This window comes from Streptomyces sp. NPDC047061, assembly GCF_040643955.1.
Classification (GTDB): Bacteria; Actinomycetota; Actinomycetes; order Streptomycetales; family Streptomycetaceae; genus Streptomyces.
Map to the genome: position 1 here is coordinate 182,782 of NZ_JBEYVI010000004.1, position 25,640 is coordinate 208,421.

At 70.8% G+C, this 25,640-nt stretch carries 21 protein-coding genes and 1 riboswitch; of the genes, 12 read left to right on the forward strand and 9 right to left on the reverse strand.

Annotated elements, in window-relative coordinates:
- Positions 1–10 precede the first annotated feature (10 nt).
- From ABZ887_RS09365 to ABZ887_RS09375, 3 genes are read right to left on the reverse strand one after another with little or no spacing between them, the layout of a single operon-like run.
- The gene (locus tag ABZ887_RS09365; RefSeq protein WP_361285103.1) at positions 11–922 is read right to left on the reverse strand and encodes an ABC transporter ATP-binding protein; all 912 of its coding nucleotides are present in this window, start codon (positions 920–922) and stop codon (positions 11–13) included.
- Positions 919–1,824 (reverse strand): ABC transporter permease subunit, encoded by a 906-nt coding sequence (locus ABZ887_RS09370; protein ID WP_361285106.1) that lies wholly within the window; start codon positions 1,822–1,824, stop codon positions 919–921. The genes ABZ887_RS09365 and ABZ887_RS09370 overlap by 4 nt, the downstream gene beginning before the upstream one ends.
- Complete coding sequence (locus tag ABZ887_RS09375) at positions 1,814–2,779, reverse strand: ABC transporter ATP-binding protein (RefSeq protein ID WP_361285773.1); 966 nt, start codon at positions 2,777–2,779, stop codon at positions 1,814–1,816. Before ABZ887_RS09375 ends, ABZ887_RS09370 begins: the two co-directional genes overlap by 11 nt.
- Before the next feature lie 232 nt (positions 2,780–3,011).
- Between ABZ887_RS09375 and ABZ887_RS09380 the strand changes: the two genes are divergently transcribed.
- The 7 genes from ABZ887_RS09380 to ABZ887_RS09410 all read left to right on the forward strand — a co-directional run bounded on the left by ABZ887_RS09380 (position 3,012) and on the right by ABZ887_RS09410 (position 9,870).
- Complete coding sequence (locus ABZ887_RS09380; RefSeq protein WP_361285109.1) at positions 3,012–3,860, forward strand: M24 family metallopeptidase; 849 nt, start codon at positions 3,012–3,014, stop codon at positions 3,858–3,860.
- A complete protein-coding gene (locus ABZ887_RS09385; RefSeq protein ID WP_361285112.1) occupies positions 3,857–5,617 on the forward strand; it encodes an SDR family oxidoreductase in 1,761 nt (586 codons plus the stop codon). The genes ABZ887_RS09380 and ABZ887_RS09385 overlap by 4 nt, the downstream gene beginning before the upstream one ends.
- 202 nt (positions 5,618–5,819) lie before the next feature.
- Positions 5,820–6,767: a MerR family transcriptional regulator gene (locus tag ABZ887_RS09390; protein ID WP_361285115.1), complete on the forward strand. Its 948-nt coding sequence runs from the start codon at positions 5,820–5,822 to the stop codon at positions 6,765–6,767.
- A 121-nt stretch (positions 6,768–6,888) separates the two neighbouring features.
- Positions 6,889–7,464: an RNA 2'-phosphotransferase gene (locus ABZ887_RS09395; RefSeq protein ID WP_361285118.1), complete on the forward strand. Its 576-nt coding sequence runs from the start codon at positions 6,889–6,891 to the stop codon at positions 7,462–7,464.
- Positions 7,465–7,483: 19 nt separating this feature from the next.
- Positions 7,484–7,966 (forward strand): hypothetical protein, encoded by a 483-nt coding sequence (locus ABZ887_RS09400; protein WP_361285121.1) that lies wholly within the window; start codon positions 7,484–7,486, stop codon positions 7,964–7,966.
- Positions 7,967–8,008: 42 nt separating this feature from the next.
- A complete protein-coding gene (locus ABZ887_RS09405; RefSeq protein WP_361285124.1) occupies positions 8,009–8,911 on the forward strand; it encodes an LLM class flavin-dependent oxidoreductase in 903 nt (300 codons plus the stop codon).
- A gap of 71 nt (positions 8,912–8,982) precedes the next feature.
- Entirely contained in the window at positions 8,983–9,870 is an 888-nt protein-coding gene (locus ABZ887_RS09410) for an HAD hydrolase family protein (protein WP_361285127.1), read from the forward strand.
- A 19-nt stretch (positions 9,871–9,889) separates the two neighbouring features.
- On the opposite strand, the gene cydD is transcribed toward ABZ887_RS09410, so the two are convergent.
- From cydD to hisC, 4 genes are all read right to left on the reverse strand, one after another.
- The gene (cydD, locus tag ABZ887_RS09415) at positions 9,890–13,594 is read right to left on the reverse strand and encodes a thiol reductant ABC exporter subunit CydD (RefSeq protein WP_361285130.1); all 3,705 of its coding nucleotides are present in this window, start codon (positions 13,592–13,594) and stop codon (positions 9,890–9,892) included.
- A gap of 91 nt (positions 13,595–13,685) precedes the next feature.
- Entirely contained in the window at positions 13,686–14,693 is a 1,008-nt protein-coding gene (cydB, locus tag ABZ887_RS09420; RefSeq protein ID WP_361285133.1) for a cytochrome d ubiquinol oxidase subunit II, read from the reverse strand.
- 18 nt (positions 14,694–14,711) lie between these two features.
- Positions 14,712–16,220, reverse strand: coding sequence for a cytochrome ubiquinol oxidase subunit I (locus ABZ887_RS09425; protein WP_361285136.1), 1,509 nt, complete (start codon positions 16,218–16,220; stop codon positions 14,712–14,714).
- Positions 16,221–16,495: 275 nt separating this feature from the next.
- Positions 16,496–17,575: a histidinol-phosphate transaminase gene (hisC, locus tag ABZ887_RS09430; RefSeq protein ID WP_361285139.1), complete on the reverse strand. Its 1,080-nt coding sequence runs from the start codon at positions 17,573–17,575 to the stop codon at positions 16,496–16,498.
- Positions 17,576–18,045: 470 nt separating this feature from the next.
- On the opposite strand from hisC, the gene ABZ887_RS09435 reads away from it, so the two are divergent.
- The 3 genes from ABZ887_RS09435 to ABZ887_RS09445 all read left to right on the forward strand — a co-directional run bounded on the left by ABZ887_RS09435 (position 18,046) and on the right by ABZ887_RS09445 (position 21,553).
- Positions 18,046–19,158, forward strand: a complete 1,113-nt coding sequence (locus tag ABZ887_RS09435; protein WP_293988594.1) for a LacI family DNA-binding transcriptional regulator — start codon at positions 18,046–18,048, stop codon at positions 19,156–19,158.
- Between the two features lie 255 nt (positions 19,159–19,413).
- Positions 19,414–20,502: a metallophosphoesterase gene (locus ABZ887_RS09440; RefSeq protein WP_361285143.1), complete on the forward strand. Its 1,089-nt coding sequence runs from the start codon at positions 19,414–19,416 to the stop codon at positions 20,500–20,502.
- Between the two features lie 181 nt (positions 20,503–20,683).
- The gene (locus ABZ887_RS09445; protein WP_361285145.1) at positions 20,684–21,553 is read left to right on the forward strand and encodes a hypothetical protein; all 870 of its coding nucleotides are present in this window, start codon (positions 20,684–20,686) and stop codon (positions 21,551–21,553) included.
- A gap of 46 nt (positions 21,554–21,599) precedes the next feature.
- On the opposite strand, the gene ABZ887_RS09450 is transcribed toward ABZ887_RS09445, so the two are convergent.
- On the reverse strand, positions 21,600–22,016 hold the full coding sequence (locus ABZ887_RS09450; protein ID WP_361285148.1) for a helix-turn-helix domain-containing protein: 417 nt from the start codon (positions 22,014–22,016) through the stop codon (positions 21,600–21,602).
- 165 nt (positions 22,017–22,181) lie between these two features.
- On the opposite strand from ABZ887_RS09450, the gene ABZ887_RS09455 reads away from it, so the two are divergent.
- Both ABZ887_RS09455 and ABZ887_RS09460 read left to right on the forward strand, forming a co-directional pair.
- Positions 22,182–23,120: an NADP-dependent oxidoreductase gene (locus ABZ887_RS09455; RefSeq protein WP_361285151.1), complete on the forward strand. Its 939-nt coding sequence runs from the start codon at positions 22,182–22,184 to the stop codon at positions 23,118–23,120.
- Between the two features lie 33 nt (positions 23,121–23,153).
- Complete coding sequence (locus tag ABZ887_RS09460; RefSeq protein WP_361285154.1) at positions 23,154–23,591, forward strand: NUDIX hydrolase; 438 nt, start codon at positions 23,154–23,156, stop codon at positions 23,589–23,591.
- A 75-nt stretch (positions 23,592–23,666) separates the two neighbouring features.
- On the opposite strand, the gene thiC is transcribed toward ABZ887_RS09460, so the two are convergent.
- Positions 23,667–25,469 carry a phosphomethylpyrimidine synthase ThiC gene (gene thiC, locus ABZ887_RS09465; protein ID WP_361285157.1) on the reverse strand — a complete coding sequence of 601 codons (1,803 nt, stop codon included), beginning with the start codon at positions 25,467–25,469 and terminating at the stop codon, positions 23,667–23,669.
- Positions 25,462–25,639: riboswitch (TPP riboswitch) on the reverse strand. It overlaps the preceding gene by 8 nt.
- Between the last annotated feature and the right edge of the window lies 1 nt (position 25,640).

Consider the following 25,640-nt stretch of genomic DNA (forward strand, 5'->3'; position numbering starts at 1 on the left):
CTTCGGCCTCCTACGCCGCGACCAGATACGAGAACACGGATTCGAGGGACTCGTCGGACGGCGAGACCGTGAGCAGCCGGATGCCGTGATCGCGGGCGACCTTGGGCAGCAGGGCGGTGAAGCGGCCGAAGTCGACGGCCTGGATGCGCAGTGCGCCCTCGGCGAGGTCCACTTCGATGCCCGAGGTGGAGGGGTCGGCGATGAGGGCGGCCGCGAGGGCGCGGTCGTCGCTGGAGCGGACCAGGTAGCGGTGCGGGCGGTCGGTCATCAGGCGGCGGATCTTGCGGAAGTCGCCGCTGGCCGCGTGCCGTCCGGCGACCACGACCTCGATGTGCCAGGCGAGTTGCTCGACCTCTTCGAGGATGTGGGACGAGAAGAGGACGGTGCGGCCCTCGTCGCCCATGCGGCGCAGCAGGTCCATGAGCTGCATGCGCTGGCGCGGGTCCATGCCGTTGAAGGGCTCGTCGAGAAGGAGCAGGGACGGCTCGTGGACCAGGGCGGACGCCATCTTCACGCGCTGGCGCATGCCCTTGGAGTACGTCGAGATCCTGCGGTCCTGCGCGTACTCCATCTCGACCGTGGCGAGGGCCTTCTGGGCCGCCTTGGCGCCCAGGCCCTGCAGCTCGGCGTTGGCGACGACGAATTCCCGGCCGGTGAGGAAGTCGTACATCGCCTCGCGCTCGGGGACGATGCCGATGTGCTTGTAGATGGCCTCGTTGCGCCAGGTCGGCTCGCCGTCGAGGGTGACCGTGCCGGTGGAGGGGGCGAGGAAGCCGCCCATCATGTTGATGAGGGTGGACTTTCCGGCGCCGTTGGGGCCGAGGAGGCCGGTGACGCCGGGGCCGATGGTCATGGTGATGTCGTTGACGGCGACCACGTTGCCGAACCAGCGGGAGACGTGGTCGATGGAGAGCGTGGTCACAGTCCCACCTTCTTGTAGCGGCGCAGCAGAAGGCCGTAGCTCGCGGCGATGAGGCCGAGGACGACGAGCAGGTACACCGCGCCCTGGGCGTGGGAGGGTCCGTCGCCGCCCGGGAAGGTGTTGGTGCCGCCGAGCAGGGCGGTGCTCAGGCCGCCGATCAGGGTGACCGGCGAGAAGAGGCCGATCCAGGGGATGGCGCTGGTGCTGCCCTGGGAGTCGGCGATGGCCTGGAGGGTGGAGACCGCGCCGTAGGAGACGATCAGTACGGCGATGACGGCGGCGATGCCGAAGCCGCGGCGCGGGGTGATCGACGCGATGACCAGGCCGATGCCGGCGAAGAGCAGGGACAGCAGGGCCACCGAGAGCAGTCCCTGGCCGAACCCCTTGGTCTGGTGGGCGAAGTCCATCTTGGCGAGCAGCGCGCCGATGTACAGCACGACCAGCGGGGCGCCGGTGAGGACGAACATCGCGGAGGCCAGGGCCGCGAACTTGGCCTGGACGTAGTCGGCGGTCTCGATGGGCCGCGAGAAGTACAGCGGGATGGTCTTGAAGCGCAGGTCGCGGGAGACGGCCTGGGGTGCCTGGGAGGCGACGTACAGGCTGATGACGGCCTGCATGATGATCGCGTACCGCGTGTAGGGCACCGGCAGGTCGTGCGCCTTGGTGGCGACGGCGACGGCGACCATGATGGCCGCCGGCACGCACATCACGGCGAACAGCAGCATCGGCAGCACCTTGGACTTCACCGAACGGCCGAGGCCGTAGGAGCCGCGCAGGGTCTGCGAGTAGAGGGACCGGCGGGCGTACGCGCGGCCGAGACGGGGGCCGTCGTAGCCGCGGTAGCCGATGTCATGGATCCGGGACTGGTCACCCGGTCCCGCGATGGGCTGGTCAACCGCCATGGACGGTCGCCTCCTTCCGCTGCTCGTCGTCGTTGGTGAACACCTCGGAGATGTGGTGCCGGCGCTGCTCCATGCGCACCAGGCCGAGGCCGAGGTCGGCGACGACGTCGCGGACGAGGTCGTACGTCTCCTCGCCCTGGGCGGTGAGCAGCAGGATGTGGCCGGCGCCGGGGAGGCCGCCGCCCTCGTTGTCCGTCTCCACCCCGCGCGCGTGGAGCGCGTCGCGCATCGCGCGGGTGCCGTCGGGGTGCTCGTCGCTGTCGGTGACCTCGATGGCGAGGGTGGTCGTGGACTGCGTGAAGTCGGTGGTGGAGCTGGACCGCAGCAGCTTGCCGCCGTCGACGACGACCACGTGGTCGCAGGTGCGTTCCAGTTCGCCGAGCAGGTGCGAGGTGACCAGGACCGAGATGCCGAAGTCGGTGTGGATACGGCGGATCAGGCCGAGCATGTCGTCGCGGCCGACCGGGTCGAGGCCGTTGGTCGGCTCGTCGAGGAAGACCAGCTGCGGGTCGTGCACCAGGGCCTGGGCGAGCTTGACGCGCTGCTTCATGCCGGTCGAGTAGCCGCCGATGGGGCGGTACCGCTCCTCGTAGAGCCCGACGTGGCGCAGGGTGTCGGCGGTGCGCTCGCGGGCGGCGGCGGGCGGCAGGCCGGACATGCGGGCCATGTGCACGACGAACTCGGTGGCCGAGACGTCGGGCGGCAGGCAGTCGTGCTCCGGCATGTAGCCCACGCGCTCGCGGATGGCGGCGCCCTTGGTCGCGACGTCGAGGCCGAGCACTTCGGCGCGGCCCTCGGTCGCGGGGGACAGACCCAGCAGGATCTTGATCAGGGTGGACTTGCCGGCGCCGTTGGCTCCGACGAGTCCGGTCACACCGGGTCCGATGTCCACGGACAGCCGGTCGAGCGCGGTCACCCGGGGGAACCGCTTGCTCAGGCTTTCGGTCGCGATCACAGTCACGCCATAGAAGGTAGTGACCCGGGCCACTCGGGTCGTCAGACCTCGGAGCCGTCTTCGCGTCAGACTCCAGTATTACGGGGCCCTAGGGGAACCCCTGCCTGAGAGCTACGCAGAGTTGTCCACAGGCCTTGCCCAGGCCTATTGACGTCGCCTCTAACAACTGTCACATTCACCAGTGTCAAGTTACGGACGCGTACCGCAGTCGACGGAGACGGGGACGGGGCGGATGACGACGGCAGTGGCATTGCAGGATGAACGCGCCACGGAGCTCCAGGGTTTCCGGCGGGTCCAGCGGCTCGCGTACGAGTGCGCGGAGGCGGTCGCGGCCCGGCTGGAGCCGGGGATCACCGAGCGCGAGGCGGCCCGGATGCAGCGCGAGTGGCTGCGCGCGCGGGGCGTGCGGGACTGGTTCCACCTCCCCTTCGCCTGGTTCGGCGACCGCACGGCGTTCACGGACTTCCGCATACCGCTGCAGTTCTTCCCGACCGACCGGCGGCTCGCGCCCGGGACGCCGTTCATCCTGGACCTGGCCCCGGTGTACGAGGGGTACACGGCCGACATCGGCTACTCCGGCTCCCTCGGGCCCAACCCCGTGCAGGACCGGCTGATGGCCGACCTGGAGGCGCACCGGGAGCTGATCCTGCGCGAGGTGCGCGAGCGGCGCCCGCTGCGCGAGATCTACGAGGACGTGGACCGCCTCATGGTCCGCCAGGGCTACGCCAACCGGCACCGCGCCTACCCCTTCGGCGTGATCGCCCACAAGGTGGACCGGGTGAAGCAGCGCCGCTGGTCACCGCACCTCTTCGGGTTCGGCACCCAGTCCCTGAAGGGCCTGGCGTCCGACGCGCTGCACGGCCACCGCGAGGGCTGGTCGCCCCTGTGGTCGCCGTACCGCTTCTCCGACCACCCGCCCAAGCCGGGCCTGTGGGCGGTCGAACCGCACCTCGGTTTCCGGGGCACGGGCGCCAAGTTCGAGGAGATCCTCGTGGTCACCGACTCCCGGGACCCCGAGCAGAGCGCCTTCTGGCTGGACGACGATCTGCCGCACGTGCGGCGCTGGGCGGAGGACAAGTGACGGACATCGAAGGCGCCCGCGAGCGCCGGGTGCGTACGGGCGGCGTCGACCTGTGCGTGGCGGAGCTGGGCGACCCGTCGGCCCCGACGGTCGTCCTCGTCCACGGCTACCCGGACAGCAAGGAGGTCTGGTCCGACGTGGCGGCCCGCCTGGCCGACCGCTTCCATGTCGTCCTGTACGACGTCCGCGGCCACGGCCGCTCCACCGCCCCCAGGCCCCTGCGCGGCGGCTTCACCCTCGCCAAGCTCACGGACGACTTCCTGGCGGTGATCGACGAGGTCAGCCCGGACCGCCCGGTGCACCTGGTCGGCCACGACTGGGGATCGGTGCAGTCCTGGGAGTTCGTCACGGTGGGGCGCACGGAGGGCCGCATCGCCTCCTTCACGTCGATGTCCGGGCCGTCCCTGGACCACTTCGGACACTGGATCGACGTGCGCGTGCGGCGCCCGACGCCCCGCCGGGTGGGCCAGCTCCTCGGCCAGGGCGCCAAGTCCTGGTACGTGTACCTGCTGCACACCCCGGCCCTTCCCGAACTGGCCTGGCGCGGCCCCCTGGGCAAGGCCTGGCCGAGGATCCTCCAGCGGGCCGAGAACCTCCCCGCAGGGGACTACCCGACCTCCTCCCTGCCCTCCGACGCGGCACACGGCGCCTGGCTGTACCGCGACAACGTACGGGCCCGGCTGCGCCGCCCGCGCGAGGACGCGTACGCGCACGCGCCCGTGCAGCTCATCACGCCCCTCAGCGACGCGTTCCTCTCCGAGCGGCTCTACGACGACCTGGAGCGCTGGGTGCCCCGGCTCACCCGCCGCACCCTGCCCGACAAGCACTGGGTTCCGCGCACACGCCCGGACCAGGTGGCGTCCTGGATCGAGGAGTTCGTGACGTCGGTGGAGGCCGGCCGGAGCGCGGAGCAGAAGCCCGCCGACCGCCACGCCCAGCGGTTCGGGGGCCAGTTGGTCCTGGTCACCGGTGCGGGCAGCGGCATCGGACGGGCGACGGCGTTCGCGTTCGCGGAGGCGGGCGCGCGGGTGGTGGCCGTGGACCGGGACGCGGAGGCCGCCGCACGCACCGCCGAGCTGTCCCGGCTGATCGGAGCGGCCGAGGCCTGGCCCGAGACGGCGGACGTCTCCGACGAGCAGGCCATGGAGAAGCTCGCGGAGAAGGTCCACCGCGAGTACGGGGTGCTGGACGTGCTGGTCAACAACGCGGGCATCGGGCTGTCGGGGTCCTTCTTCACGACGACGACGGAGGACTGGCGGCGGGTCCTGGACGTCAACCTCTGGGGCGTGATCCACGGCTGCCGCCTCTTCGGCGCGCGGATGGCGGAACGCGCCCAGGGCGGCCACATCGTGAACGTGGCGTCGGCCGCCGCGTACCAGCCCTCCCGCGCCCTGCCGGCCTACAGCACCTCCAAGGCGGCGGTCCTGATGCTGTCCGAGTGCCTGCGCGCCGAACTCGCCTCCCGGCGCATCGGGGTGACCGCGATCTGCCCGGGGCTCATCAACACCAACATCACCTCCACGGCCCGCTTCACGGGGGTCGACGAGGAGGAGGAACGCCGCCGGCAGCAGCGGTCGGCACGGCTGTACGGCATGCGCAACTACCCGCCGGAGAAGGTGGCTTCGGCGATCCTGGAGGCGGTGGAACACAACCGCGCGGTGGTACCGGTGACGCCGGAGGCGAGGGGGGCACGGTGGCTTTCGCGGGTGGCACCAGGCGTGCTGAGGAGGATCGCGCGAGTGGAGCCGAAGTTGTAGGGCGCCGTTGTCCGGGTGCGGGCCGGTGGGGGTTGCTCGCGCAGTTCCCCGCGCCCCTGACGGGGCGCCTCAGCTGCCGTCTCTCTCCTCAGCTGCGGGCAGGCGTGCCGCAGGGCGGCACGGGTGGGCGCAGCGGCACCCCGCCAGCGCGGGCAAGCGAAATCCCCCGCCCCACCCAGCCGCACCAGCCAAGGGACCCCACATGACCGACCCCCCGGCCGCCCCCTCCTACCGCATAGAGGACCTGGCCCACCGTTCCCGCACCAGCGTCCGCACCATCCGCGCCTACCAGGACAAGGGCCTCCTCCCCCGCCCCGAACGCCAGGGCCGCGCCAACCTCTACTCCGACGCCCACCTCACCCGCCTCCACCAGATCGCCGACCTCCTCGCCCGCGGCTACACCCTCGCCTCCATCAAGGAGCTGCTCGACGCCTGGGACACCGGCCGTGGCCTGGCCGGCGTCCTCGGACTGGTCACCGAGGCCGAGGGCCCCTGGACCGACGAGGAACCGGTGCGCCTGTCCCGTGCCGACCTGGACGCCCGCTTCGGCGGCACCCCCGACGACACGGCCGTCGCCGAGGCCGTGGCACTCGGCGTACTGGAACCGGTGGACGGCGACCCCGGCTCCTTCCTCGTCCCCAGTCCCCAGGAGCTGGCCGTGGCAGCGGAGTTGTACGCGGCGGGCGTCCCCCTCTCCGCGATCGCCGGGCACCTGCGGGAGTTGAGGGTGCAGGTAGAGCACATCGCGGCCCGTTTCCTGGAGTTCACCACCGAGCACGTCTTCGCCCGCTACCTCGACGACCCGGACCACCGCACCGACGCCGGCGCGGCCGAAGCGGCCTCGCTGGTACGCCGGCTGCGCCCCCTCGCCCAGCAGACCGTGGACGCCGAACTCGCCCGTGCCATGCGCCTGTTCGCCACCCGCGAGGTACGCCGGCGACTCGGTGCGGGGGAGCAGCCGAAAACCCCCGACGAGACGCGTCCCGTGTCCCTCCCCGCCGACACGATTCAGGCCGTACGACGGCTCGTCGGCCCGGACCGCATCGCCGAGTTCTTCGCGATCGCCGCCGAACGCGAGGTCCGGGCCCGGCGTTTGGACGCACTCGCCGCAGATCACAGGCCTGTTAACGATCTTGACGAAACACCCTGAACTGCCCAGCACTTGTCCACAACTCGGCCAATTTCCTTGTGGATAACCGCACTTGGTTGTGGATCAAACCTGCGGCGAAAAATATCTGCGTGATCCACGTCTCGCCCGGCACCCTGATGGCATGAACACAAGACACAACGAAGGAGCACAGGACGAGCGGCGCACCGTGAAGGTGTCGAAGTACCTCTCGAAACACCTGCGCCACCAGCCCGAACGCATCGGGCTCAGCCTGGACGACGCGGGCTGGGTGGAGATCGACACGCTGCTCGCGGCGGCAGCGGCACACGGTTTCCCGGTCACCCGCGAGGAGCTGGACCACGTCGTCGCCGCCAACGACAAGCAGCGGTTCGCGATCGACGGCACCCGGATCCGCGCCAGCCAGGGCCACAGCATCGACGTCGACCTCGGACTGCCTCCGGCGACCCCGCCGCCGTATCTCTACCACGGCACCGTCGCAAGGAATCTGGACGCGATCCGGAGCGAGGGTCTCAGGCCGATGAACAGGCACGACGTGCATCTGTCGGCGGACCGGGAGACCGCGACGCGGGTGGGTGCCCGGCGCGGGCGCCCCGTGGTGCTCTCGGTCGACGCGGGCGCGATGCACCGGGACGGGCACGTCTTCCACATCAGCGCGAACGGGGTGTGGCTGACCCAGGCCGTACCGCCGCGCTACCTGCGCTTCCCCGATCCGCACTGACCCCGGCATCATGAGTGGTATGGACCATTCGGAGTACCAGGAGCACCGCAACCACCGAGAGCACCTGCCGACCACCGAGGCGGCCGTCGGCGCACTCCACGCGGTCGCGGCCGAGCACGGACGCGGGATCGAGGTCACGCACGACATCGGTGCCGACCGGACCTCGCGGCGCAGCGCGGCGGGCTTCGGTGTCACCACGGACCCGGACGGTTCGCTGCCGCACGAGGCGTACGCCGAGTTCGGCGGCCTGCCCCGGGTGAGCGTGCGGCTCTTCCCGGAGGACGACGCGCTGATCACCGTCGAGGGCGTGGACTTCCACGACGTCTCGCGCGACGACGTGCCCGCCTTCCTGCACTCCGTCTTCGGAGGCCTGGCCCATGTCCGGGCCCGCCGCTTCCCGCCGGCGGCCACCCTGGTCGTGCCGCTGGCCGGGGACCGCACGTACCGGGAGTACCTCGCCGCGCACCTGCTCACGCCGTGGCTGAGCAGCCGCATACGGTGACCGTTTCGTCCGTTGTCGGCGAGTCCCCTTAGTCTCGGACCCATGAGTCTGCGTCTGAGCACCGTGATCCTCCCGTACCGCCGCTGGAGCGAGGGCGGCCGCGCCGCCTGGACGCGCGCGGAGGAGCTGGGCTTCCACACCGCGTACACGTACGACCACCTGTCCTGGCGCAGCTTCCGGGACGGCCCGTGGTTCGGTGCGATACCGACGCTGACCGCCGCCGCCTCCGTCACCGACCGGCTGCGCCTCGGCACGCTGGTCACCTCGCCGAACTTCCGGCATCCGGTGCCCCTCGCCAAGGAGCTGATCTCCCTCGACGACCTCTCCGGCGGCCGCATCACCCTCGGCATCGGCGCGGGCGGCAACGGCTTCGACGCCACCGCGCTGGGCCAGGAGCCGTGGACTCCGCGGGAGCGGGCCGACCGGTTCGCGGAGTTCGTGGCGCTGCTCGACCGGCTGCTCACCGAGGACGCCGTGACGTCCGAGGGCGAGTTCTACTCGGCCGACGAGGCGCGCAACATCCCGGGCTGTGTGCAGCGGCCCCGGCTGCCCTTCGCGGTGGCCGCCACCGGCCCGCGCGGGCTGAAGCTGGCCGCGCGGTACGGCCAGGCGTGGGTGACCACCGGCGACCCGAAGCTGTACGAGAACGGCACGCCCGAGCAGTCGGTCGAGGCACTCCGCGGTCAGCTGGGGAAGCTCGCCGAGGCCTGCGCGGCGACCGGCCGGGACGTGTCGGAGCTGGACAAGGTCCTGCTCACCGGGTTCACCCCGGACCGCGGCCGCCCCCTGGAGTCCCTGGACGCCTTCGTGGACTTCGCAGGCCGCCACCAGGAGCTGGGCTTCACCGAGTTGGTGATCCACTGGCCGATCCCCGACTCGGACTTCGCGGCCGAGCAGAAGGTCTTCGAACAGATCGCCATGGAGGCCGTGGCCCAACTCGGCTGAGGCACGCCCGAGGACGCTTCGGAGTCGTCTGTGTCTCGTCTGTGCGCCCGGCCGCACGACCGTGCGGGCATATGCGCGAGAATGGCCCGGTGACCTCAGCGACCCGACAGCCCGAGACCCCTGCCTTCGCGACCCCGCCCCGGCTGATCGCCACCGATCTCGACGGCACCCTGCTGCGCGACGACAAGTCGGTCTCCCCGAGGACGGTCGCCGCGCTGGGCGCCGCCGAGGAGGCGGGGATCGAGGTCTTCTTCGTCACCGGCCGACCGGCCCGCTGGATGGACGTGGTCAGCGACCACGTCCACGGCCACGGCCTGGCGATCTGCGGCAACGGTGCGGCCGTGGTCGACCTGCACGGCGGCCCCGGCGCCCATCGCTTCGTGAAGGTGCGCGACCTGGCCCGGGAGAACGCGCTGGACGCCGTGGGCCTGCTGCGCGAGGCCGCGCCGGGCACGGTGTACGCGATCGAGCAGACCTACGGCTTCCACCAGGAGCCGGCCTATCCCAAGCTGCACCTGGAGATACCGGACCACCTGCTCGCCGCGGAGGAGATCCTCGCGGTCGACGGTCCGAGCGCGGGCGAGCCCGTGCTCAAGATCCTCGCCTACCACCCCGACCTCGACCCGGACGCCTTCCTCGCCATCGCCCGCCTGGCCATCGGCGAACGCGCCACCGTCACGCGGTCCAGCCCCAGCGCCCTGCTGGAGATCAGCGGTCCGGGCGTCTCCAAGGCCAGCACGCTCGCCCTGGAGTGCGCCGAGCGCGGCATCTCGCGCGCGGAGGTCGTCGCCTTCGGTGACATGCCCAACGACGTCGAGATGCTGACCTGGGCCGGCCAGTCGTACGCCATGGGCAACGCCCACCCCGCCGCCGTCGCCGCCGCCTCCGGCCGTACGGTCGCCAACAACGAGGACGGGGTGGCCGTCGTGATCGAGCAACTGCTGGCCGCCCGCGCCTGAGACCGTCCGCCGCGCCGGACTAGCGGGCCCCCACCAGCGACTCCGCCGCCGCCTCCCGCTCCGCCATCCCGCGCAGCGGTCCGGCCACGGCGGCCAGTTCCGCGTAGGTCCCGCGCTGCGCCACCCGGCCCTCGTCAAGGACGATCACCTCGTCCACGGCCTCCAGGCCCGCCAGCCGGTGCGTGATGAGGAGCGTCGTACGGCCCTCGGTGGCGGCCAGCAGGTCCGCGGTGAGCGCGTCGGCCGTGGGCAGGTCGAGATGCTCCGCGGGCTCGTCCAGCACGAGCACCGGGAAGTCGGCGAGCAGCGCCCGGGCGAGCGCCAGCCGCTGCCGCTGCCCGCCGGACAGCCGCGCCCCGTGCTCGCCGACCAGCGTGTCCAGCCCGTCGGGCAGCCCGTCCACCCAGTCGAGCAGCCGGGCCCGCCCCAGCGCGCCCCGCAGCTCCTCCTCGTCGGCGCCCTTCCGGGCGAGCAGCAGGTTCTCGCGCACCGAACTGTCGAAGAGATGCGCGTCCTGGGCACACAGCCCGACCAGTCTCCGTACGTCGTCGCTGTCCAGGCCGTACGCGTCCACACCGGCGAGCGTGTAGGAGCCCGCGCCCGGGTCGAGGAACCGCAGCAGGACCTGGGCGAGGGTCGACTTGCCGGCCCCGGAGGCACCGACCACGGCGACCCTGCGCCCCTCGTGCAGGGTGAGGTCGAGCCCGGCGAGCGCGTCCCGCACCTGTCCCGGGTACCGAGCCGTCAGGCCCTTCAGTACGACGGGGAAGGGCGCGGCGGGCGCCTGGCGCGGCCGCTCCGGCTCCCGCACGGGCTCGGGCGCGTCCAGCACCTCGTAGATGCGCTCGGCGCTCCTGCGCACCCGCTGCCGGTGCCGCACGGCCAGCGGCAGCCCCAGGACGGCCTCGAAAGCGGCCAGCGGAGTGAGCACGACCACCGCCATCGCCACCCCGCTCAGCCGGCCGTCGGCGACCCCCTGGGCGCCCAGCAGCGCGGCGGCCGCGACGGTCAGCCCCGTCAGCAGTGCGGTCAGCCCGTCACCGAGTGCGGTGGCCGTGGCTCCCCGCGAGGCGATCCGGGTGAGCGTGCCGTCCGCCCGCCGGGCTTCGCCGGTACGAGCGGGCAGCGCGCCGGCGACAGCCAGTTCGGCGGTGCCGGTGAGCAGGTCGGTGACCCGCGTCGCCAGCAACCCGCGGGCGGGCGCCAGCCGGTGCTCGGCACGCCGGGCCACCGCCGACGTCACCAGCGGAACCCCCACCCCGGCCGCCAGCAGCCCCACCGCCAGTGCCGCCCCGGCCTCGGGCAGCAGCCAGGCCGTGAACCCCACGGCTCCGGCGGACACCACCACCGCGACCCCGGCGGGCAGCAGCCACCGCAGCCAGTAGTCCTGCAGGGCGTCCACATCGGCGACCAGCCGACTGAGCAGATCACCCCGCCTGGTCGTCCGCAGCCCGGCCGGCGCGAGCCGCTCCAGCCGCCGGTACACGGCGACCCGCGTATCGGCCAGCATCCGCAGCACCGCGTCGTGCGACACCAGCCGCTCGCCGTACCGGAACACGGCCCGCCCGATCCCGAAGGCCCGCGTGGCCGTCACGGCGACCATCAGATACAGCACCGGCGGCTGCTGCGAGGCCCGCGAGATCAACCACCCGGAGGTCGCCATCAGCCCGACGGCGCTGCCAAGCGCAAGAGCCCCGAGCAGCAGCGCGAACAGCAACCGCCCCCGCCGAGCCCCGGAGGCAGCCCGAACCCGCCCAAGAACACTCAACCGACGCCCAGCCCCCGACTCCCCACCCTCCCTTCCCACCCCACCGGCCAGCCCCACGACCGCACTCCCCGACCGACCGAGCCGATCCGCGCCCCCACCTTCCCCTCGACCGTCCCGGCCTGCGACCTCGCTTCGCGGCCCACCGAGCCGATCCGCAACCTCGCCTTCGAACTGACCGAGTCGGCCCGCGACCCCGCCTCCCACCCCACCGAGCCGATCCGCGACCTCACCCTCCAACTGACCGAGTCGGGTGGTGGGTGGGCGAAGGTTCTGGGGGTCCAGGGGGCGGAGCCCCCTGGGGACCTCGCCTCCGGAGAGCCGCACCACCCGGTCCGCCACCGACAGCAACGCCGGCCGATGCACCACCAGCAACACGGTCCGCCCCTCGGAGAGTCTCCGTACCGCCGCCACGACCTCCCCCTCGGTCACCCCGTCCAGCGCAGCCGTCGGCTCATCCAGCAACAGCACCGGCCGGTCCGCCAGAAACGCCCGCGCGAGCGCCAGCCGCTGCCGCTGCCCGGCGGAGAGACCGGCCCCGTCCTCCCCGAGAACCGTCTCCACGCCCTCCGGCAGCGCGTCCACGAACTCCAGCGCCCCGGCATCCCGCAACGCCCTCCGGACGGCGTCGTCGCCCGCGTCGGGACGCGCCAGCCGTACGTTCTCGGCGATCGTCCCGGCGTACAGATGCGGCCGCTGCGGCACCCACGCGATCCGCGACCGCCACTGCTCCAGGTCGACGTCGGCGAGATCGACGCGGTCGGCACAGTCAGCTCCCCCGACCCGCACCCGCCCGGCCACCGGCCGTACGAACCCCAGCAGCACGTTCAGCAGCGTCGACTTCCCCACCCCGCTGGGGCCGACCAGCGCGACGGTCTCCCCGGGTTCGACGGTGAACGACACATCGGTGACCGCGTCCGCCGACCGGCCCGGGTAGCGGACCGTCACCCCCTCGAAAGCCAGGCCTGCCCCCGCGGGGACCTCACCCACCCCGGACGCCGGCACCGGCGTCTCCAGCACCGCGAAGATCTCCTCCGCCGCCGCCAACCCTTCCGCCGCCGCGTGGAACTGGGCGCCCACCTGCCGCAACGGCAGATACGCCTCGGGCGCCAGCACCAGGATGACCAGCCCGATGTACAGGTCCATGTCGCCGTGCACGAGCCGCATGCCGATGGTCACCGCGACCAGCGCCACCGACAGCGTGGCCAGCAGCTCCAGCGCGAAGGAGGAGAGGAAGGCGATCCGCAGCGTCCGCATGGTCGCCTGCCGGTACTCGCCGGTGATCCGTCGGATGGACTCGGCCTGCGCCTTGGCCCGCCCGAACACCTTCAGCGTGGGCAGCCCGGCGACCACGTCCAGGAAGTGGCCGGAGAGCCGGGACAGCAGCCGCCACTGACGTTCCGTCCGCGACTGGGTGGCCCAGCCGATCAGCACCATGAAGAGCGGGATCAGCGGCAGCGTCCCGACGATGATCGCCGCGGACACCCAGTCCTCGGTGACGATCCGCGCCAGCACCGCGACCGGCACGACCACTGCCAGCCCCAACTGCGGCAGATAGCGCGAGAAGTAGTCGTCGAGGGCGTCGACCCCGCGCGTGGCGAGGGTGACCAGGGAACCGGTCCGCTGACCGCTCAGCCAGCCGGGACCGAGCGCCACCGCCCGGTCCAGAAGCCGCCCTCGCAGCTCGGACTTGACCGCCGCGCTCGCCCGGTGCGCGGCCAGCTCGGTCAGCCAGGAGACCAGCGCCCGGCCGACCGCCACGGCCACCAACAGCAGCAGGGGCGTGCGGAGTTCGGAGACCGAGCGGCCATGCTGGAAGGCGCCGACCACCACCTCGGCGAGGAGCATGGCCTGGGCGATGACCAGCCCGGCTCCGACGGCACCGAGGCCGACGACGGCCACCAGGAAGAGGCGGGTGGCGCGGGCGTAACGCAGCAGACGGGGATCGATTGGTTTCACGTGAAACATGCCCTTCGGCCCGGAGAGGGCGTTTCACGTGAAACATCACGAGCCACCGCGACCATCACCATGAGACACCCTCCCCTCGGACTCAGTGCGCGGCTTCGGTCGCTATGTGCTGCGTACCGATCCGCTTGCGGAACACCCAGTAGGTCCACCCCTGATAGAGCAGGACGAGCGGCGTGGCGATCGCCGCGAGCCACGTCATGATCTTCAGGGTGTACGGACTCGACGAGGCGTTGGTGACCGTAAGGCTCCAGTCCCCGTTGAGCGACGACGGCATGACGTTCGGGAAGAGCGACAGGAAGAGCATCGCCACGGCGGCCACGATGGTCACGCCGGACAGGGCGAACGCCCATCCTTCACGGCCCCGCAGATTGGCCCCGAGAGCCGCCACCAGCGCGGCCACCGCCACGACCAGCGCCACCAGGCTCTTGCCGTCACCGCTGTCGGCCTGGGTCCAGAGCAGGAAGGCCAGCGCCAGTACGGCGGTGAGGACACCGACCTTGGTCGCCAGCTTCCGTGCCCGCACCCGGATGTCGCCGACGGTCTTGAGCGCGGTGAACACCGTGCCGTGGAAGGTGAACAGGGTCAGCGTCACCAGTCCGCCCAGCAGGGCGTACGGGTTGAACAGGTCCCAGAGGGTGCCGACGTACTCGAAGTTCCGGTCGATCTTCACGCCGTGCACGATGTTCCCGAAGGCCACGCCCCACAGGAACGCCGGGATCAGCGAGGTCCAGAAGATCGCGGTCTCCCAGTTGCGCTGCCAGTTCTCCTCGGGCCGCTTCGCCCGGTACTCGAAGGCGACGCCCCGGACGATCAGGCAGACCAGGATGACCAGCAGGGGCAGGTAGAAGCCGGAGAAGAGCGTGGCGTACCACTCGGGGAAGGCGGCGAAAGTGGCACCGCCCGCGGTGAGCAGCCACACCTCGTTACCGTCCCAGACCGGGCCGATCGTGTTGATCAGCACCCGCTTCTCCAGCCGGTCCCGGGCGAGCAGCTTGGTGAGGATGCCGACCCCGAAGTCGAAGCCCTCCAGGAAGAAGTAGCCGGTCCACAGGACGGCGATCAGGACGAACCAGACGTCGTGAAGTTCCATGACTGCGTCTCCCTCGGCCTAGTACGAGAAGGCCATCGGCTTGTCGGCGTCACGGGTCTCGCCGCCGATCTTCGTGGGCGGGTTGAGGTCGTCCTCGGTGAGCTCGGGCGGGCCCGCCTTCACGTACTTCACGAGCAGCTTGACCTCGACGACGGCGAGGACGGCGTAGAGCGCGGTGAAGGTGATCATCGAGATGAGGATCTCGGTCTGGGAGACACCGGGGGAGACCGCGTCACGGGTCTGCAGGACGCCGTAGACGACCCAGGGCTGACGGCCCATCTCGGTGAATATCCAGCCCCAGGAGTTGGCGATCAGCGGGAAGCCGAGCGTCCAGATCGCCACCAGCCAGTACAGCCTGCCGAGCTTCGGGCTGAGCGCCTTGTTCTTGAACAGGACCAGATGCGGCACCTCGTCCTCGCCGACCCTCAGGTGCTGCGGCAGCATGAACTTCTTGCGGGTCAGCCAGAGCCCGGCCAGGCCGATGGCGAAGGACGCCATGCCGAAGCCGATCATCCAGCGGAACGCCCAGAAGGTGACGGGGACGATGGGCCGGTAGTCGCCCGCGCCGTACTTCTGCTGCTCGGCCTTGTTGGTGTCGTTGATGCCGGGGACGTACGAGTTGAAGCTGTCGTCGGCCAGGAACGACAGCAGGCCGGGGACGGACAGCTCGACGGTGTTGTGGCCCTTGCTGACGTCGCCGTAGGCGAAGATCGAGAAGGGCGCCGGCTTCTGGCCGTCCCACAGGGCCTCGGCGGCGGCCATCTTCATCGGCTGCTGCTTGAACATGACCTTGCCGAGGGTGTCGCCGCTGATCGCGGTGAGCATGCCGGCGATGACGACGGTGACCAGGCCGAGCCGCAGCGAGGTCTTCATCACGGAGATGTGCTTCTTGCGGAACAGGTGGAAGGCGGCGATGCCGACCATGAACGCGCCGCCGGTCAGGAAGGACGCGGACAGCGTGTGGAAGGCCTGGGCCAGCGCGGTGTTCTGGGTCAGGACCGCCCAGAAGTCGGTGAGCTCGGCCCGCCCCTTCGCCTTGTCGATCTTGTAGCCGACGGGGTGCTGCATCCACGAGTTGGCCGCGAGGATGAAGTACGCGGACAGGATCGTGCCGATGGAGACCATCCAGATGCAGGCCAGGTGGATCTTCTTGGGCAGCTTGTCCCAGCCGAAGATCCACAGCCCGATGAAGGTGGACTCGAAGAAGAACGCGATCAGTGCCTCGAAGGCGAGCGGGGCGCCGAAGATGTCACCGACGAACCGCGAGTAGTCGGACCAGTTCATGCCGAACTGGAACTCCTGCACGATGCCGGTGACCACGCCCATCGCGATGTTGATCAGGAAGAGCTTGCCCCAGAACTTGGTCGCCCTGAGGTACCTCTCCTTCTCCGTGCGCACCCAGGCGGTCTGCAGGCCGGCCGTGAGAGCGGCCAGCGAGATCGTCAGCGGGACGAACAGGAAGTGGTAGACGGTGGTGATGCCGAACTGCCAGCGCGCCAGTGTCTCCGGCGCCAGAGCCAGGTACACGTCGTCAGTCTCCTTACGTCGCCGTGATACAGCGGCACATGACCTTTTTGTCGCGTGCAGAACGGATCAAAAGGGTCAAGCTTGTGAATGCATTCACATTCACAAGCCATTATGACGCACTGATGGTCGACCATCGAAGGGGGGTCGCACTTGAGCCGTTCGGCACCCTCCGGGAGACGCGTACGGGGCCGTCCGGCCCTCATGCCGGCCGTACGACCCCGCACCCGCGACACCCACCGTGGCCCGCGGAGAGTCCCCCGCCGGCCACGCGGGCTCTACAGCTCCTTGCGGAACGCCTCTGTCACCTTCACGAAGATGTCGTTCGCCTCGGTCTCGCCGACCGTCACCCGCACACCCTCGCCCGGGAACGGCCGGACTACCACGCCGTGCTCCTCGCAGAGCTGCGCGAAGGCGGTCGTACGCTCCCCCAGCCGCAGCCACACGAAGTTGGCCTGGGTCTCGGGCACCGTCCAGCCCTGGCCGCGCAGCGCCTCGACCACGCGCTGCCGCTCGCACACCAGGGAGCCGACCCGGCCGAGCAGCTCGTCCTCGGCCCGCAGCGAGGCGATCGCGGCCTCCTGGGCGAGCTGGCTCACGCCGAAGGGGACCGCCGTCTTGCGCAGCGCCGCCGCCACCGGCTCGTGCGCGATCGCGAAGCCGACGCGCAGCCCGGCGAGGCCGTACGCCTTGGAGAAGGTGCGCAGCACGCAGACGTTCGGCCGCTTCCGGTAGATCTCGACGCCGTCGGGCACCTCGGGATCGCGGATGAACTCCCGGTAGGCCTCGTCGAGGACCACCAGCACGTCACCCGGCACCCGGTCCAGGAACCGCTCCAGCTCGGCCCGCTTCACCACCGTGCCGGTCGGGTTGTTCGGGTTGCAGACGAAGATCAGGCGGGTGCGGTCGGTGATCGCGTCCGCCATCGCGTCCAGGTCGTGCACATCACCCGGCGTGAGCGGCACCTGGACCGACCGGGCACCGCTGATCTGCGTGATGATCGGGTAAGCCTCGAAAGACCGCCACGCGTAGATCACCTCGTCGCCGGGGCCGCTGGTGGCCTGGATCAGCTGCTGGGCGACGCCGACCGACCCGGTGCCGGTGGCAAGGTGGGTGAGCGGGACACCGAAGCGGTCCGAGAGCTCGTTCATCAGCCCGGTGCACGCCATGTCCGGGTAGCGGTTGAAGGAGGAGGCGGCCGCGGTGACCGACTCCATCACGCCGGGCAGCGGGGGATACGGGTTCTCGTTGGAGGAGAGCTTGTACGCGACCGGACCGTCGGCCGCCGCCGGCCTGCCCGGCTTGTAGGTGGGGATACCCTCCAGCTCGGCGCGCAGCTTGGGGCTCGTCTCGCTCACCGCAGTCCTCCTCGCGACCACCGGCGGACCGTCCGCACCGCCGACATCCAATACTGCTCACCTTATGAGGATTCGGCGCCGCCGCGTACAGCGAAGAAGCGCGCGGAACCGGAGCGACCCGGCAGCCGGGTGGGGGACGAACCGGAGCGGACGAACCCCATCCGTCCCACTGGCATCACGGGCATCACCGTACGAAGGCGCATTTTTCGGGGGCGCGCCCTACATATATCTACGCGCCGGTGGCTCGCGCCGTGGCGCGCATCACCCGTGCAGGTGAGTTGAGACCTCTTCGAAACATCGGGCACTTGGCAGGCCCATCCGTGCCGACAAGTCACGTCTCACTATTGGATCGTTCAACTGACTTTCTTTCTAAGGTAGTTGACCCGTATTGACCTTGCAGAAACGTGCCTGTCAACGCGTGCATATGCGTCCGCACTACCCCACCGCATGAGCCCTACTATCGGCTCGCCATGACAGCAGCAGGGAAGCACCAGGTGAGCCGCGCGGAAACCTCTCGGCGAGGCAGCCGGCCGGGCCGGGCGGGCATCAGAGACGTGGCCGCCGCCGCCGGAGTCTCCATCACGACCGTCTCCGACGCCCTGAACGGCAAGGGGCGGCTCCCGGATGCCACCCGCCGCCATGTCAGAGAAGTCGCGGACCGGCTGGGATACCGTCCCTCGGCGGCCGCCCGAACCCTCCGTACCGGCAAGTCGGGACTCATCGGCCTGACCGTGACGACGTACGGGGATGAACCTTTCACCTTCACCGAGTTCGCGTACTTCGCCGAGATGGCGCGCGCCGCCACCTCGGCCGCGCTCGCCCGCGGCTACGCCCTGGTGATCCTGCCCGCGACCTCGCGCCACGACGTGTGGTCGAACGTCGCCCTGGACGGCACGGTCGTCATCGACCCCTCCGACCAGGACCCGGTGGTCAGCGAACTGGTACGGCAGGGCCTGCCGGTGGTCTCCGACGGCCGCCCGGCCGGCTCCCTCCCGGTCACCGCCTGGGTGGACAACGACCACGAGGCCGCCGTCCTCGGCATCCTCGACCATCTCGCCGCCGCGGGCGCCCGCCGGATCGGCCTGCTCACGGGCACCACGACGGACACGTACACGCACCTGTCGACCACCGCCTACCTGCGCTGGTGCGAGCGCGTCGGCCAGGACCCGGTCTACGAGGCCTACCCGGCGCACGACCCGTGCGCGGGCGCGGTCGCCGCCGACCGTCTGCTGGCCCGCCCGGACCGCCCCGACGCCGTCTACGGCCTCTTCGACCCCAACGGCACCGACCTGCTCGCCGCCGCCCGCCGCTACGGGCTGCGCGTCCCCGACGACCTGCTCCTGGTGTGCTGCAGCGAGTCGACCGTGTACGCCAACACCGAGCCGCCCATCACCACGCTCTCCCTGAAGCCGCGCCGCATCGGCACGGCGGTGGTGCAGCTGCTCATCGACGCGATCGAGGGGGTCGAGTCGGACCAGCCGGTCGAGCAGGTGATACCGACCGAACTGATCGTGCGCACCTCCTCCCAGCGACGCACCCAGCGCACCACGGTCAGCCCGCCGCGGGCACCGGAGGAGGAGTAGCACGGGCGTGCGAAGAGCGGGACGGCACAGCTGCCGGGCGGCATCGGACGGCGGCCGGCAGCTGAACGGTACGGGGTCGAACCCCTGCCCAACCGGGGCGAAAGCCACGCTGAACCGGAGTCCTGCCCGGATTCACCACCCCTGGGTCATCACACGGCGCGACGGGCATTCCTATGATGGGCCCACGACACCGCGGGCCGCTGCGACCAGGCAGTCCGAAGCGGTGCAGATGCGGCGCGATGGTGGAGGGGTCTGATGACTCAGGGGGCCGGTCAGGGACCCGAGGCGGAGCGGACGGCGACGTTGCGCGACTTCCGGGTGCCCGGGTACGTCAACGAGACCGGTCCGTACGCCCCCAGCACCCACCCCGGCGACGTCGTCCCACCGCTCGACGACATGTACCCCGAGGGATATCCGGACGGGTACACACCCACCCAGCGCGACCTGCCGGTCATCCACCGCGGCGACACGCTCCAGACGCCCGTCGAACCGGCCGCCGGCCCCGCCGCGCAGCCCGGGAACGGCCCCGGCCCGCTGTTCGTGGTCGGTGACGTGCACGGCTACTTCGACGAGCTGTTCGCCGCGCTCCGCGAGCAGGGTCTGATCGACGCGGACGGGCAGTGGTGTGCGGGCACCGCCCGGCTGTGGTTCCTCGGCGACTTCACCGACCGGGGTCCGGACGGCATCGGCGTCATCGACCTGGTGATGCGGCTGTCCGCCGAGGCGGCCGCGGCCGGCGGCTACTGCAAGGCCCTCATGGGCAACCACGAGCTGCTGCTGCTCGGCGCCAAGCGGTTCGGCGACACCCCCGTCAACTCCGGCGCGGGCACCGCCACCTTCCAGGCGGCCTGGCTGCTCAACGGCGGCCAGAAGACCGACATGGACCGGCTCCAGGACCACCACCTGCAGTGGATGGCCCGCCTGGACGCCGTCGAGGAGGTCGACGGCTATCTGCTGGTCCACTCCGACACCACCGCCTACCTCGACTACGGCGACTCGATCGAGGCGGTCAACGACACGGTCCGCGAGACCATCACGCGTAATGACGCGGACGAGGTGTGGGATCTGTTCCGCAAGTTCACCAAGCGCTTCTCCTTCCGCGACGAGGGGGGTGCAGACGCCGTCCGTTCCCTTCTCGATACGTACGGAGGCACCCGCATCGTTCACGGACACAGCCCGATTCCCTATCTGCTGGGGGAAGTCGGCTCCGAGGAGGGCGAAGAGGGCAACGGCCCCGTTGTGGAGGGACCGCACGTCTACGCCGACGGGCTCGCCATCGCCATGGACGGTGGCGTGACCATGGCCGGAAAGCTGCTGGTGAGGCAACTTCCGCTGGACAACTGAGCTTTCGCCGGGCTGTTCGATCCCCCCGACGTCACACGCGGGACATCCCCAATTTCCGGCAACCCCCTGTCACCGCGTGCCGTAACGGCTCTACCATCGGTTTATCCGTAGCAGGCTCCCCTCCGTTTCTGCCCGACGGCTCGCCGCCGTGCGAGCCACCAGCCCTACGGAGCATCGGGGGATGCACATGAACAGCGTTCCGCAGCACCTGCACAGCGAGGACCGCCAGGAGTACGAGCGGATCCTCGACGAGGCGCTGCGCTCCGCCCAGTACCGTCCCGAACTGGCCGGTATAGGCCAGCGTTTGAACACCGAACAGCTGCGCACCATGGCGCTCAACGCCACCACTCTGATCACGGCGGCCGCGGCGACCGAGTACCAGCACTATGTGAAGGTCCGCGAGGAACTGCGCAATCCGGCGCGGTCCACCCCGGCCGCCGTCCACGAACCCGGCTCCGTGGAGCCGGGCGCGGGCGGCGCGATGGGGCTCGCCACCACCCTCGGCGAGGCCGCCGAGACCACCGGCGCCGGAGGCTTCGCCCTCGCCCTGGTCCTGGCGCCCGTGCTCGCCGGTACCGCCGCCGCCATCTTCCTGCTCGTCGGCTACGTCCTGAAGATGCTGGACCCGGCACCGGCGTTCGCCCAGACCATGCTCACCGCGGGCTGGGTGTTCGGCGTCGTGACCGCGGCCGCCATCATCATGGCCGGCGCGGGACTGCTGCTCACCGCACTGCGCAACAGCCCCTCGCTGGAGGCCGGAGCCTACGGCGAACCCGGCGGGGAGGTGGCCAAGGCCCGCGAGGCCTGGCGGGACGCCCTGTTGGAGCGCGGCATCCTGCCCTTCCTGCGGGAAGCGCTGGCCACCGACACCGGCACGGCCGGACTGCGGCGCACCGCCCCGCCGAGCCCGGCGGGCCGGATGCCGCGGCTCGGTTACGACCGTCCCGGCTTCAGCACCGACGACGGCGCCGCACCCGCCCCCCGCCCGAGCTTCACCAGCCCGGACTACACCAGCCCGGACTTCGGAGGCCCGGAACACCAGCCGGAATGACCCCGGCTTGCGCCCCCGGCCAGGGGGCGCAGGCCGGACAACCGGTCTAGGAGGCCGCGCCGGGGAGCTGACGGGCAGCCCGCCCGTCGAACTCCTCCCGCGCCGCCTGCATGGCGGCCACGTTCGCCTGCGACCAGTCGGTGATGCGCTGCACGAGCCCGCCCGCCTCCCGGCCCAGCCGGGTCAGCCGGTACTCGACCCGCGGCGGCACCGTCGGATACACCGTGCGCGTCAGCAGTCCCTCCCGCTCCAGCGCGCGCAGGGTCTGCGTCAGCACCTTCGGCGTCACGCCGTCCAGCCGTCTGCGCAGCTCCGCGAACCGCATGGGCCGGCCGTCCGCAAGGGCCACCAGCACCAGCATGGTCCACTTGCCGGCGATCACGTCCAGCACGGCACGGGTGGGGCAGTCGCGCAGGAAGACGTCCACGCCGCCGTGTTCTCTCAGGTCGAAGCCGGTATCCATGAGGAACCTCGATATCAGGAAAGTGCCTTCTTCCACAGGGCAGTTGCCGAGGTCGAGCATGGAACGCGCCGCGGCCGCCGCGGCCACCACAACGACCACAACGACCGCGACCCGCCGCTGCCCTCCGCGGCCTGCCGCTACCCGTCGCCGAGGAGCTCTGATCCGATGTCCGCCCGTATGCATGCCGTCGTCCAGTCCGTGTTCGGTGGTCCCGAGACGCTGGAGTACGCCGAGACCGGCATACCGGAGCCGGGCCCCGGAGAGGTCCTGCTGCGGGTCGCCGGGGCCGGGGTGAATCCCGGCGACGCGGTGCTCCGCTCCGGCCGGGTGCCGGAGCTGGTCGAGCTGCCGTGGACGCCGGGCAACGATGTCGCCGGCACCGTGGAGCGGGTCGGCGAGGGCGTGACACGGTTCGCCCCGGGCGACAGGGTGTACGGCATGCTGCCGGTCTCCCGGCGCGGTGCGTACGCAGAGTTCACCGCCGTACCGGCCGGGGCGCTGGCCCCCGCTCCCGGGAACGTCGATCTGGCGGTCGCGGGTGCCGTCCCCCTCGCCGCGGTGACCGCCTGGCAGGCACTGGCCGTGCTGGCGCGGGTCCGGCCCGGTGACCGGGTGCTCATCCATGCGGCGGCCGGTGGCGTCGGCCATGTCGCGGTGCAGCTGGCCAAGGAGCTGGGGGCGTACGTCATCGGCACGGCCCGGGGTGGCCGGCACGACCTGCTGCGCGGGCTGGGTGCCGACGAGCTGATCGACTACACGACCACCGGCTTCGAGTCCGCCGTGGCTCCGGTGGACACGGTTCTGGACCTGGTCGGCGGGTCCTACGGGCCGCGCTCCCTGGATGTGCTGCGCCCCGGCGGCCTGCTCGTCGGTGCGTCGATCGACCCGGGAACGGACGAACGCCAGGCGGCCGAGCGCGGGATGCGCTACGTGTGGGTCACTGCCGCCCCCTCCGGTGAGCTGCTGGAACGGATCACGGAACGTATCGAGGCGGGCAGGCTGCGGATACTCGTCCAGGACACCTACCCGCTGTCCGAGGCCGCCGAGGCCCACCGCGCGATCGAGGCCGGCCGCACCACCGGAAAGCTCGTCCTGATCCCGTGAAAGGCACTGCCGTCCCCCTATGAAGGTCCGTCCATGAAGCTCCGTCACAAGGTGCGCGTGGTCCTGCTCGACGGTGACCACCTGGTTCTCCTGCGCCGGGGATGGCCGGGTGGCTCCCCGTACTGGACGACGGTGGGCGGCGGCGTAGAACCCGACGACGCCGGTCTCGAAGCGGCACTGCGCCGCGAGGTCATGGAGGAGATCGGCGCCACGATCGGCCCCGCCACGCCTCTCCTGACCGTGACCGAACCGGGCGGGACGCTCACCGTCACCCAGCACTTCTTCCTCGCCGACCTGCTGGACATGGACCAGGACCGCCGCGACGGCCCCGAGGTGGACGCCCCCGACACCGGCGACTTCGAGCCGGTCCGGATCCCGCTGGACCTCACCGCCGTGACCGCACTCGACCTGAACCCACCCGAACTCGCCGCGTACGTGCCGGCCCACGCCGAGGCATGGCGAGCCCGGTAGCCGGGGCGGTCCCGACGGCCGGGCCGTGTGCCGAAGCCCGCTTCCCGAGCCTCCGGCACACTCCCGGGTCCGCCCTCAGTCCGCGATCGGCAGATACACCCGGTTCCCCGCAGCCGCGAACTCCTTCGACTTCTGAGCCATCCCCGCCTCGACCTCGTCCCGACTCCCGCCGTGCTCGCGCCGGATGTCCTGCGAGATCTTCATCGAGCAGAACTTCGGCCCGCACATCGAGCAGAAGTGGGCCGTCTTCGCCGGCTCCGCCGGCAGGGTCTCGTCGTGGAACTCTCGGGCCGTGTCCGGGTCCAGGGCGAGGTTGAACTGGTCCTCCCACCGGAACTCGAAGCGGGCGTCGGACAGCGCGTCGTCCCACTCCTGCGCGCCCGGGTGGCCCTTGGCGAGGTCGGCCGCGTGGGCGGCGATCTTGTAGGTGATGACGCCGGTCTTGACGTCGTCCCGGTTGGGCAGGCCCAGGTGCTCCTTGGGTGTGACGTAGCAGAGCATCGCCGTGCCCCACCAGGCGATCATCGCGGCACCGATGCCGGAGGTGATGTGGTCGTACGCCGGTGCGACGTCCGTGGTCAGCGGGCCGAGCGTATAGAACGGAGCTTCATCGCAGATCTCCTGCTGAAGGTCGATGTTCTCCTTGATCTTGTGCATCGGGACATGGCCCGGGCCCTCGATCATCGTCTGTACGTGGAAACGCTTCGCGATCCGGTTGAGTTCCCCGAGCGTGCGCAACTCCGCGAACTGGGCCTCGTCGTTGGCGTCCGCGATGGAGCCGGGGCGCAGGCCGTCGCCCAGGGAGTACGTGACGTCGTAGGCGGCGAGGATCTCGCAGAGTTCCTCGAAGTTCTCGTACAGGAACGACTCCTTGTGGTGCGCGAGGCACCAGGCCGCCATGATCGAGCCGCCGCGCGAGACGATGCCGGTCTTGCGGTTGGCGGTGAGCGGCACGTACGGGAGGCGTACGCCCGCGTGGACGGTCATGTAGTCCACGCCCTGCTCGGCCTGTTCGACGACCGTGTCCTTGTAGATCTCCCAGGTCAGTTCCTCGGCCCTGCCGTCGACCTTCTCCAGGGCCTGGTACAGCGGCACCGTGCCGATGGGGACGGGGGAGTTGCGCAGCACCCACTCGCGGGTGGTGTGGATGTTGCGGCCGGTGGAGAGGTCCATGACCGTGTCGGCGCCCCAGCGGGTCGCCCAGGTCATCTTCTCGACCTCCTCCTCGATGGAGGAGGTGACCGCGGAGTTGCCGATGTTGGCGTTGACCTTTACCAGGAACCGCTTGCCGATGATCATCGGCTCGATCTCCGGGTGGTTGACGTTGGCGGGCAGTACGGCCCTGCCCGCCGCGATCTCCTCGCGGACCACCTCGGGAGAAACGTTCTCGCGGATGGCCACGTACTCCATCTCCGGGGTGATCTCACCCCGGCGGGCGTACGCGAGCTGCGTCACCGCCTCGCCGTCCCGGCTGCGGCGCGGCTGGCGCGGGCGGCCCGGGAAGACCGCGTCCAGGTTGCGCAGGCCACCACGCGGCGAGGTGTGCTTGATCCCGTCGTCCTCGGGACGGACGGGCCGGCCCGCGTACTCGGCGGTGTCGCCGCGGGCGATGATCCAGTTCTCCCGCAGCGGCGGCAGGCCCCTGCGGACGTCGGTCTCGACGAGCGGATCGGTGTACGGGCCCGAGGTGTCGTAGAGCGTGACCGACTGCCCGTTGGTGAGGTGCACCTGACGGACCGGCACCCGCAGATCGGGGCGGGTGCCCTCGACATACCCCTTGTGCCAGCCGATGGACTTCCCGGCCTCCGGGGACTTTTCACCCGAAATGGGCTGTTCGTCCTGACTGAAGGCAGGCGTGCGTGCGTCCTTGTTGGTCATGAGACCTACTCCCTACGCCGGCATTACCCGGTAACAGGTTCGGCGGTCGACGCAGCGGCTTCCGTCGGGCGGCGTTTCCTGTGAAACATCACTCGTTCCACGTGAAACATCGCGAATACGGAGGTCAGCGCCCTCTCAGCCCGGTGCTCCGAGCTCCCGCGTGTGCAAAGG

Excerpts from the sequence above, each read along its gene's own strand:
- ABZ887_RS09370 (WP_361285106.1), bottom strand. The coding sequence starts at position 1,824 with ATGGCGGTTGACCAGCCCATCGCGGGACCGGGTGACCAGTCCCGGATC.
- ABZ887_RS09380 (WP_361285109.1), top strand. The coding sequence starts at position 3,012 with ATGACGACGGCAGTGGCATTGCAGGATGAACGCGCCACGGAGCTCCAG.
- ABZ887_RS09390 (WP_361285115.1), top strand. The coding sequence starts at position 5,820 with ATGACCGACCCCCCGGCCGCCCCCTCCTACCGCATAGAGGACCTGGCC.
- ABZ887_RS09395 (WP_361285118.1), top strand. The coding sequence starts at position 6,889 with ATGAACACAAGACACAACGAAGGAGCACAGGACGAGCGGCGCACCGTG.
- ABZ887_RS09400 (WP_361285121.1), top strand. The coding sequence starts at position 7,484 with ATGGACCATTCGGAGTACCAGGAGCACCGCAACCACCGAGAGCACCTG.
- ABZ887_RS09405 (WP_361285124.1), top strand. The coding sequence starts at position 8,009 with ATGAGTCTGCGTCTGAGCACCGTGATCCTCCCGTACCGCCGCTGGAGC.
- ABZ887_RS09410 (WP_361285127.1), top strand. The coding sequence starts at position 8,983 with ATGCGCGAGAATGGCCCGGTGACCTCAGCGACCCGACAGCCCGAGACC.
- cydB (WP_361285133.1), bottom strand. The coding sequence starts at position 14,693 with ATGGAACTTCACGACGTCTGGTTCGTCCTGATCGCCGTCCTGTGGACC.
- ABZ887_RS09435 (WP_293988594.1), top strand. The coding sequence starts at position 18,046 with ATGACAGCAGCAGGGAAGCACCAGGTGAGCCGCGCGGAAACCTCTCGG.
- ABZ887_RS09440 (WP_361285143.1), top strand. The coding sequence starts at position 19,414 with ATGACTCAGGGGGCCGGTCAGGGACCCGAGGCGGAGCGGACGGCGACG.
- ABZ887_RS09445 (WP_361285145.1), top strand. The coding sequence starts at position 20,684 with ATGCACATGAACAGCGTTCCGCAGCACCTGCACAGCGAGGACCGCCAG.
- ABZ887_RS09450 (WP_361285148.1), bottom strand. The coding sequence starts at position 22,016 with ATGGATACCGGCTTCGACCTGAGAGAACACGGCGGCGTGGACGTCTTC.
- ABZ887_RS09455 (WP_361285151.1), top strand. The coding sequence starts at position 22,182 with ATGTCCGCCCGTATGCATGCCGTCGTCCAGTCCGTGTTCGGTGGTCCC.
- ABZ887_RS09460 (WP_361285154.1), top strand. The coding sequence starts at position 23,154 with ATGAAGCTCCGTCACAAGGTGCGCGTGGTCCTGCTCGACGGTGACCAC.
- thiC (WP_361285157.1), bottom strand. The coding sequence starts at position 25,469 with ATGACCAACAAGGACGCACGCACGCCTGCCTTCAGTCAGGACGAACAG.